This window comes from Microcoleus sp. K4-B3, from assembly GCF_036704615.1.
Taxonomy (GTDB): Bacteria; Cyanobacteriota; Cyanobacteriia; order Cyanobacteriales; family Microcoleaceae; genus Microcoleus.
Map to the genome: position 1 here is coordinate 1 of NZ_JAUBSF010000147.1, position 8,505 is coordinate 8,505.

An 8,505-nucleotide genomic window follows, 5' to 3' on the forward strand; every position below is an offset into this window, starting at 1 on the left:
TCGATTATCGACTCTCAAGGTCGTGTCATCAACACTTGGGCTGATGTGATCAACCGCGCTAACTTGGGTATGGAAGTAATGCACGAGCGCAATGCTCACAACTTCCCTCTCGACTTGGCTGCTGGTGAGACAACTCCCGTAGCAATGGTTGCTCCTTCTATCAACGGCTAAGTTTTAGTCCTCGATTACAAAAAGCGCTCCTAGAAATAGGGGCGCTTTTTGTTTGGGGAAAAATATTTTTAGAGTTCTCCTTCTGTTAACAAACTAAGTGATATCAAGTCCGCTTGAGTAGTTGTAATTCTGAGTCATGAAGGAACTGAAGAATCTCGCCTTTTCGGCAACGCGCTTACTTCGTTGCGCTTGACTCATGACAAGTAAGCATTTTGAGTCAAGCCCTCGCCCGGACATGATATGAGCAACGGCTAATCAAAAAACAGAATATCCAGAACCCCGCAGCAGTTAAAGTGTTGCGGGGCTCTAACCCGCGCTCGCATTTTAGGCTGAATTAAGTTGATTTACTTAACAGCCGATCGCCCAATCTAAAATTAAAAGGTGAAAAATTAATTTTTCACCTTTTAATTTTAGACTTTTGGATTACCCGTTACTGAACAAACTTCTTGAATGCCAGAGTCACGTTGTGGCCGCCAAACCCAAAAGAATTCGACAGCGCCACATCAACTTTTAGATCGCGACTTGTATGGGGAACATAGTCCAAATCGCACTCAGGATCGGGATTTTCCAGATTAATTGTCGGCGGGATTTTGTCATTGGCGATCGCCATTACCGTCGCCACCGCTTCAATTCCCCCAGAACCGCCCAAAAGATGACCGGTCATTGACTTAGTAGAACTAATTGCTACTTTGTAAGCGTGGTCTCCCAAAGTCCGCTTAATCGCTTTTGTTTCAGTAGAATCGTTGGGAAGCGTGCTCGTGCCGTGAGCGTTGATATAGCTCACCATATCCGGCGTCAAACCCCCATCCTTGAGCGCTAAAGCCATCGCCCGCGACGCACCGTCCCCCCCCGGTACCGGAGAAGTCATGTGATACGCATCGCAAGTTAAACCGTAGCCGACGATTTCTGCGTAAATCTTCGCGCCGCGCGCCAGAGCGTGTTCCATTTCTTCTAGAATCAGAATGCCAGCACCTTCGCCGACGACAAAACCATCACGATCGCGATCGAACGGACGAGAAGCATGAGTCGGGTCATCGTTGCGAGTCGAAAGCGCCCTCGCCGCAGCAAAACCCGCCACGCACAAAGGTGTCACCGCAGCTTCCGTACCGCCGCAAATCATGGCTTGCGCGTAACCCCCCTGAACTAGGCGAAACGCATCGCCCACCGCATTTGACCCGGCAGCGCAGGCCGTCACCGTGCAAGAGTTCGGCCCCTTAGCGCCCGTTTGAATCGCCGTCAGGCCCGCGGCCATATTCGCAATCATCATGGGAATCATAAACGGGCTGCATCGATCGGGGCCGCGAGTCAGATATATCTCTTGCTGGTCTTCCAAAACCTTCAGGCCACCAATGCCAGTGCCAAGAATGACACCCACCTGTTCTGCGTTCAGGTCATTAATCTCCAACTTCGCATCAGCAAGAGCCTGTTTGCTCGCTGACACCCCAAATTGAGCAAAGCGATCCATCCGCTTTGCTTCCTTGCGCTCTAAATAGTCGTGTGGGTCGTAACCCTTCACCTCTCCGGCAAAGCGGCAGTCGTGCCGCGACGGGTCGAATAAGGTGATCGGGCCTATACCATTCTTCCCGGCAAGCAACCCGTCCCAATACTCGGACAAGGTATTGCCGATCGGTGTAATCGCGCCGAGACCCGTGATAACAACGCGCTTACGCTCTAAATTTGTCATGATTTCAGTTTCAAAAAATTAAACACCCAGAACGCAGAACAAAAGAGGAGTTTTCAGTTTTCTAACTTCTCTCCTCTTTGGGGAAAAGACAGGTATTTTATGATTTTTTAGCTGCCAGTTGGCTGCTGATGAAATCTACAGAAGCTTGAACCGTAGTAATTCCTTCGGCTGCTTCGTCGGGAATTTCAATATCAAACTCTTCTTCCAAGGCCATTACCAGCTCTACTGTATCTAAGGAATCTGCTGCTAAATCGTTAGCAAAGTGGGATTCGGGCTTGACATCACTCAGATTCTCGACTTCCAGTTGCTCTTTCACAATTTTCTGGACTCTAGTAAAAATGTCGTCTTGGCTCATAACATCGTGTCCTCATTGGTTGCTGCGTATCTAATCTTATCCGAAAGGGGGATCTGCAACAGAAAGGCTGGCCGCTTTTCTAAGTGACACGGGCTAGCGACAATTGGGGCAAGGACGATCGCAGCAACTCTAGGACTAAGGCAAAAAACCCCCAATAGCCCAAAATCAATCATCTCGTTTAGCCACCTGATACCGTTGAGGAACCGGGTTTTTGGTCGAGGGTGCGTCAGTCATGGACTCAAAATCTTTGAGAAAAACTGACAATTGGCTCCTAGCTAGGCGGTGATACGTTAATTATAAAGAGGGAAAACTAAGCAGGAAGCCTCCCGACTTCGATCGCTCTCCTTTCTTGTCCCTTGCCTTGTCTCCCCAGCAGCAACAATTATGCCATCCCCAAATCTCAAATATGCTTACTTTCCCGGTTGCGTTGCCCAAGGGGCCGCCCGCGAACTTTACCTTTCTACTCAAGCACTGACTCAAGCGCTGGGGATTGAACTGGTGGAACTCAAAAAAGCTTCTTGCTGTGGTTCTGGCACTTTCAAGGAAGATTCGCAGTTGCTCGAAGATACCGTCAACGCCCGCAATATTGCTTTGGCTGAGGAACTGAATCTGCCTTTGCTGACGCATTGCAGCACTTGTCAAGGGGTAATCGGTCATGTGGACGATCGCCTCAAGGATTGCCAAAAAACCGATCCCAACTACATAGAAAAAGTCAACGGTTTACTAAAAAAACAAGGCTGTTCGCCTTATCAAGGCAGTACCGAGGTGAAACATCTGTTGTGGGCGATCGTTGCAGATTACGGGCTCGACGAGGTGCAGAAGCGAGTCACCCGCAAGCTTTCGGGCTTGAAGTGCGCGTCTTTTTATGGATGCTACCTGCTGCGAGCTCAGGATAAGCTGCTTTACGATGACCCGCACCAACCGGAATCGATGGAAAATGTATTTCGGGCGATCGGCGCAACTCCGGTTTACTATCGAGGGCGGACGCAGTGCTGCGGCTGGCCGTTGGCGAGTTATGCCACTAACCAATCTTTTCAGATGGCAGGCAAACATATTCAAGATGCTCTTGACAATGGGGCTGATTGTATGGTAACGCCTTGTCCGCTTTGTCATTTAAATTTGGATTCGCGACAGCCGGAGGTGGAAAAAGTAATCGGGCGCAAATTGGGTTTGCCGGTGCTGCATTTACCGCAGTTGGTGGCTTTGGCTTTGGGTGTGGAGCCGAAAAAACTAGGGCTCGATCGACATATTGTTTCAACTAAGCCCGTATTAGAAAAATTAGGCTTTTAGTCGATCGATTTGCGCGGCTTTGTAGAAAGGACTAAAGTCCTTTCTCATCTCAAATCCAGGTTTGTAGTCAGGACTTTGGTTCTTTGTAATATCCAATCCCGTTAGATCGGAATTATACCCGAGTGCTAGCGGGACGCTCGATCGCGATCGTACATTTTTGAGTTCAGTCTTGGACTGCCGTTGTGAGACTGCGATTGTTAAAGCGCATTCGATAGCCCGAATCTACACTCAAAAGCAAGTGTGGTGGGTGGTAGGTTAATATGCAGACAACAAAAGTTGTATACCATTAGACAAAATACTTTTTTAACACTTTCTAACTGGCTAGCTATTGACAAGGAATAAGCAATGAAACGAAACCCAGTAAATCTCACACGTCCGGTATTGCTATGGGCAATGCTAGGAATCATTTGTGGTTTGTTTGCTGCAAGTTATTGGATATTTTTGTCTTACATAATGCTGGGATTTGAATATTTTAGTGGAGTTTCTCTACTAATCATCATGCCCGTTGCTGGTTTGCTCGTCGGCTTGATAATTCATTGGCTGGGAAATCCTGGCGAAATAGGGTTGATTATTGACAATATTCATCTCAATGGTGGGCGATTACCCATGAACGAGAATCCTTCGATGATTCTGTCGTCGCTAATCAGTATTGCAAGTGGAGGGAGTGCTGGTCCAGAAGCACCAATGGTGCAAGTCACAGGTTCAATTGGTACGTGGTTGGCCGATCGCTTTAAATTGAGCGGAGAGGCACTGCGAACTTTGAGTATTGCTGGCATGGCATCTGGTTTTACAGTTTTGTTCGGTGCTCCTTTGGGCGGTACTTTTTTTGCTTTAGAAATCCTGCACCATCAGAATGTTGTCGAGTATTTTGAAGCAATATTGCCTGCGGTAGTGGCAAGTTGTGCAAGTTACACCATCTTTGTAGCAATTACCCAGCTAGGAATAGGTCCTACCTGGCATTTTCCTCAATACAATGTGGACAGCCTTTATGACTTTGGCGCAGCGATTGCTTATGGAATTGTAGGTGCGCTCATGGGGTGGTTTTTTATCGCTGTATTTCGCAGTATTGGTCGCTTATTCGATTCGATACCCACTCCAATCTATGTGCGCACTACTTTAGCTGGGCTAGGACTTGGTGTTTTATCAGCTTTATTTCCGCTTACTCGTTTCTTTGGTGAACATCAAATTGAAAAAATTGTTGAGGGAAACTTTCCTTTAGAATTTCTTTTGACTTTAGTTATTGCTAAAGTGTTTGCTATTAGTACGACCGTAAATGGAGGCTGGCGGGGGGGGATTATCATCCCGCTGTTTTTTATAGGAGCCTGTTTAGGAAAAGCAATCGCGATCGTTAATCCCGCATCCAACGAGACTTTGGCAATGATTTGTGTAATGGCTGCTCTGAATTCAACAGTTACTCGAACTCCCATTAGTACAACTCTGCTACTCGCCAAGTTGACAGGATTCAGCACTTTTACACCGATTCTCTTCGCGAGTCTCGTGGGTTTCTTCTTGGCTCCCCGATCTCCCTTCATTAGCTCACAGCGTAAAGTGGATTAACCAAAGGCTATAATTCCTCTAATAGCTCCGTGTAGCCGTGAAAAATACGTGCAATCTGCGAGGGTAGAGTCTCCAAGATTTTGTGATTACAAATGCACCAAGGGCATCAAACAAGATCTGGCAGTTGATAGCAGTCAGCTTGCCGTTTTTGATCGATATCATATCTTGCACCATTCTTTAGAACAGGCAAGATGTCTTTTCCACAAAAAGTGCATTTTCTTGTGGGGTGGGCAGGAGAGCCCGCCCATAGAAGGGTTATTGATAATGGTGCAATATCTCAGCTCCATTGCACAAAAACCAGTGTGTCTGATGAATGTGGCTGGATAGAAATGTTGATTCACAACTGCGATTACTTTCACACTCGGGCTCGTTAATATTCCGAAGACGATCGTTCTGCAAGGGCAAGGGGTATCACCCGGATCAGCTCATCGCAGAGAAAGTAAAAACTCTATCCCCAGATTATGACCCAGATCCGGTTTAAACTGGCACGGAAACTAACGAAAGCCGAAAAAGTGGGACTAGAGGGGAAAACTGGATTTGTCGTGGTGGCAACTGGCGATCGTGATTAAACGGTCAAAGGCTTGGATGTAAGGCTGTAAGAGTTTGGTCAAGAACTTTGAGCAGACTCTCATCAATACTACTGCCAAACTCAATTTGTATTTCATCAGGCTGATGCTCAAACGGTTGGCGAATTAATATATCCCAAATGGGTTCTATAAGACTCCCAGCGTGAATAACTGTGAAGTTTTGTCGCTTTTTCGCGAAGTGCTTCCAAGCACTGCGGTAGACTAACCTTTAATTCTCTGTGCAGGCTATAGCGGTGGCACCTCACCGTCAAATCTGTTAATTCGCAGAGGCAGCAAATTTTTAGTGACTCGTTGGGAGCCTTTATTCAATGTCTCATTCAGTCAAAATTTACGATACTTGCATCGGCTGCACTCAATGCGTCCGCGCTTGTCCGACTGACGTTTTGGAGATGGTGCCCTGGGATGGCTGCAAAGCAGCTCAGATTGCCTCATCTCCCCGCACCGAAGACTGTGTAGGCTGCAAGCGGTGCGAAACTGCTTGCCCTACCGATTTTCTGAGCATCCGGGTTTACCTGGGAGCAGAAACCACTCGCAGTATGGGTCTAGCCTACTAAATATCGATCGACACACCGATCGAATTACGGGCACAAAAGAGGGGGCAATTTAATCGCCCCCTCTTTTTTTGTCGCGGAATCTGCATTCTGGGGCCGGAAGAAGGTAAAAATGATAAAACGTGAGTTTTATTGCGATCGCTAAGCAGGAGTAGTACGTTAAATGTGCGGAATCGTTGGCTATATCGGCACGCAAGCAGCAAGCGAGATTTTGCTAGCAGGATTGGAGAAACTAGAATACCGGGGCTACGATTCAGCGGGCCTCGCTACCATCTCGGAGGGACAAATTACCTGCATCCGAGCCAAGGGCAAATTGCACAACCTCCGGGAAAAGCTAGCAGAGATAGACTCTCCGGCTCCCATCGGTATCGGACACACCCGCTGGGCAACTCACGGCAAACCAGAGGAATATAACGCTCACCCTCACCTGGATAATAGCGGGCGAATTGCGGTAGTTCAAAATGGAATTGTCGAAAATTATCGCGAGTTGCGGGAAGAATTGAAAGCAAAGGGACATAAATTTGTCTCGGATACCGATACAGAAGTTATTCCTCATTTAATAGCTGAGTTTTTGAAAGAAGGAAAAAGGGAGAAGGAAGAAAGAAAAGAGAAAAAACCCGAAAAAATTGCTGATTTGTCCTTTTTGGAAGTCGTTGCCAAGGTCGTAAATAGGTTAGAAGGAGCCTTTGCGATCGCCGTTATTTGCGCCGATTTTCCCGACGAAATAATTGTCGCCAGACAGCAAGCTCCTTTGGTGATTGGCTTTGGTGCTGGCGAATTTTTCTGCGCTTCCGACACGCCGGCCTTAGTATCTCACACCCGCACTGTTTTGTCCTTAGAAAATGGCGAATTGGCAAGGCTAACTCCGATGGGAGTCGAAGTTTACAGCTTTGCAGGAGAAAGGCTGAAAAAAAGCCCGCGCATCCTTGGTTGGAGTCCGGTTTTAGTCGAAAAACAAGGCTTCAAACACTTCATGCACAAGGAGATTTACGAACAGCCCGCCGTAGTCCGAGCTTGTTTGGAGGCTTATTTAGACAGCGAGTGGCAGCCGGGAAATCCGCGCTCTCCCATCAATCTCAACTTGCCCAAGGAACTTTGCGCCGATGTCGAACAAATTTCGATTCTCGCCTGCGGAACGAGCTGGCACGCCTCGCTAATTGGCAAATATTTGTTGGAACAATTAGCTAATATTCCGACTGCGGTGCAGTACGCTTCGGAGTACCGCTACGCACCGGCACCGCTGACAGCAAATACTTTAACTATTGGGGTAACTCAGTCGGGAGAAACGGCGGACACGCTGGCTGCTTTGGGGATGGAACAGCAGCGCCGCGCCGGTTTTACCGATAAATTCAGGGCGAGAATGTTAGGCATTACTAACAGAACCGAAAGTTCGATCGCCCACATGATGCCACACGTAATCAACACCCACGCTGGTATAGAAATCGGCGTTGCTGCAACTAAAACTTTTGTCACTCAGTTGATGGCATTCTATTTCTTAGCTTTGGATTTGGCGCACCAGCGGCAAACAATCAGCACTGATAGATTGGCAGAAATTATTACTGGTTTGCGCCAGTTACCGGCAGAAATTGAGAAGTTTTTGGAGATTCAAGAACAGTATGTGGAGGAATTGTCCCACCAGTTTACAGACACCCAAGATTTTATCTTTTTGGGGCGGGGCATAAACTTTCCGATTGCGTTAGAAGGGGCGCTGAAACTGAAGGAAATTAGCTACATTCACGCCGAAGGATATCCGGCGGGAGAGATGAAACACGGCCCGATCGCCCTTTTGGATGCGAAAGTGCCTGTAGTGGCGATCGCCATGCCCGGAAGCGTCTACGAAAAAGTGCTGTCTAACGCTCAGGAAGCGAAGGCCCGCGACGCCCGTTTAATTGGCGTTACGCCGAAGCAAGGTGTGGCGGAAGCCGATATTTTTGACCACATTTTGCCGGTGCCTTTGGTGGATGAATTGTTGTCACCGATTGTGACAGTGATTCCGCTGCAATTGTTGGCTTATCACATTGCGGCGCGTCGGGGTTTGGATGTGGATCAGCCGCGCAATTTGGCGAAGTCTGTGACGGTAGAATAAAAAAATTCAGTTGGCAGTTGGCAGTTGGCAGTTGACTGTTGACTGTTGACTGTTGACTGTTGACTGTTAACAGTTGTTATTGGTTATTTGTTATGTGTTATCAATAACCTTCAAGGCTCTGCCTCCAATGCCCGATGCCCGATGCCCAATGCCCGATGCCCGATGCCCGATGCCCGATGCCCGATGCCCGATGCCCGATGCCCGATGCCCGATGCCCGATGCCC

The 8,505-nt window shown here is 47.9% G+C and carries 7 protein-coding genes and 1 pseudogene; 5 read left to right on the forward strand and 3 right to left on the reverse strand.

Annotated features, from left to right (window positions below):
- Window positions 1-171, forward strand: a pseudogene (locus tag QUA78_RS30835) (photosystem II q(b) protein); the annotation flags it as partial.
- Between the two features lie 430 nt (window positions 172-601).
- On the opposite strand, the gene fabF reads toward QUA78_RS30835, so the two are convergent.
- Window positions 602-1,855, reverse strand: a complete 1,254-nt coding sequence (fabF, locus tag QUA78_RS30840; protein WP_333399205.1) for a beta-ketoacyl-ACP synthase II — start codon at window positions 1,853-1,855, stop codon at window positions 602-604.
- 97 nt (window positions 1,856-1,952) lie between these two features.
- On the reverse strand, window positions 1,953-2,210 hold the full coding sequence (gene acpP / locus QUA78_RS30845; protein WP_333307533.1) for an acyl carrier protein: 258 nt from the start codon (window positions 2,208-2,210) through the stop codon (window positions 1,953-1,955).
- Between the two features lie 384 nt (window positions 2,211-2,594).
- Here acpP and QUA78_RS30850 point away from each other — a divergent pair, with 384 nt between their 5' ends.
- Both QUA78_RS30850 and QUA78_RS30855 read left to right on the forward strand, forming a co-directional pair.
- Window positions 2,595-3,500 carry a CoB--CoM heterodisulfide reductase iron-sulfur subunit B family protein gene (locus tag QUA78_RS30850; protein WP_333307076.1) on the forward strand — a complete coding sequence of 302 codons (906 nt, stop codon included), beginning with the start codon at window positions 2,595-2,597 and terminating at the stop codon, window positions 3,498-3,500.
- Window positions 3,501-3,953: 453 nt separating this feature from the next.
- Window positions 3,954-5,057, forward strand: a complete 1,104-nt coding sequence (locus QUA78_RS30855; protein WP_333399206.1) for a chloride channel protein — start codon at window positions 3,954-3,956, stop codon at window positions 5,055-5,057.
- A 518-nt stretch (window positions 5,058-5,575) separates the two neighbouring features.
- On the opposite strand, the gene QUA78_RS30860 is transcribed toward QUA78_RS30855, so the two are convergent.
- On the reverse strand, window positions 5,576-5,722 hold the full coding sequence (locus QUA78_RS30860) for a hypothetical protein (RefSeq protein ID WP_333307072.1): 147 nt from the start codon (window positions 5,720-5,722) through the stop codon (window positions 5,576-5,578).
- A gap of 230 nt (window positions 5,723-5,952) precedes the next feature.
- On the opposite strand from QUA78_RS30860, the gene psaC reads away from it, so the two are divergent.
- Together psaC and glmS are read left to right on the forward strand one after the other, a co-directional pair.
- Window positions 5,953-6,198: a photosystem I iron-sulfur center protein PsaC gene (psaC, locus tag QUA78_RS30865; RefSeq protein ID WP_015175986.1), complete on the forward strand. Its 246-nt coding sequence runs from the start codon at window positions 5,953-5,955 to the stop codon at window positions 6,196-6,198.
- Between the two features lie 160 nt (window positions 6,199-6,358).
- Complete coding sequence (gene glmS, locus QUA78_RS30870; RefSeq protein ID WP_333399207.1) at window positions 6,359-8,281, forward strand: glutamine--fructose-6-phosphate transaminase (isomerizing); 1,923 nt, start codon at window positions 6,359-6,361, stop codon at window positions 8,279-8,281.
- The last annotated feature ends 224 nt before the right edge of the window (window positions 8,282-8,505 follow it).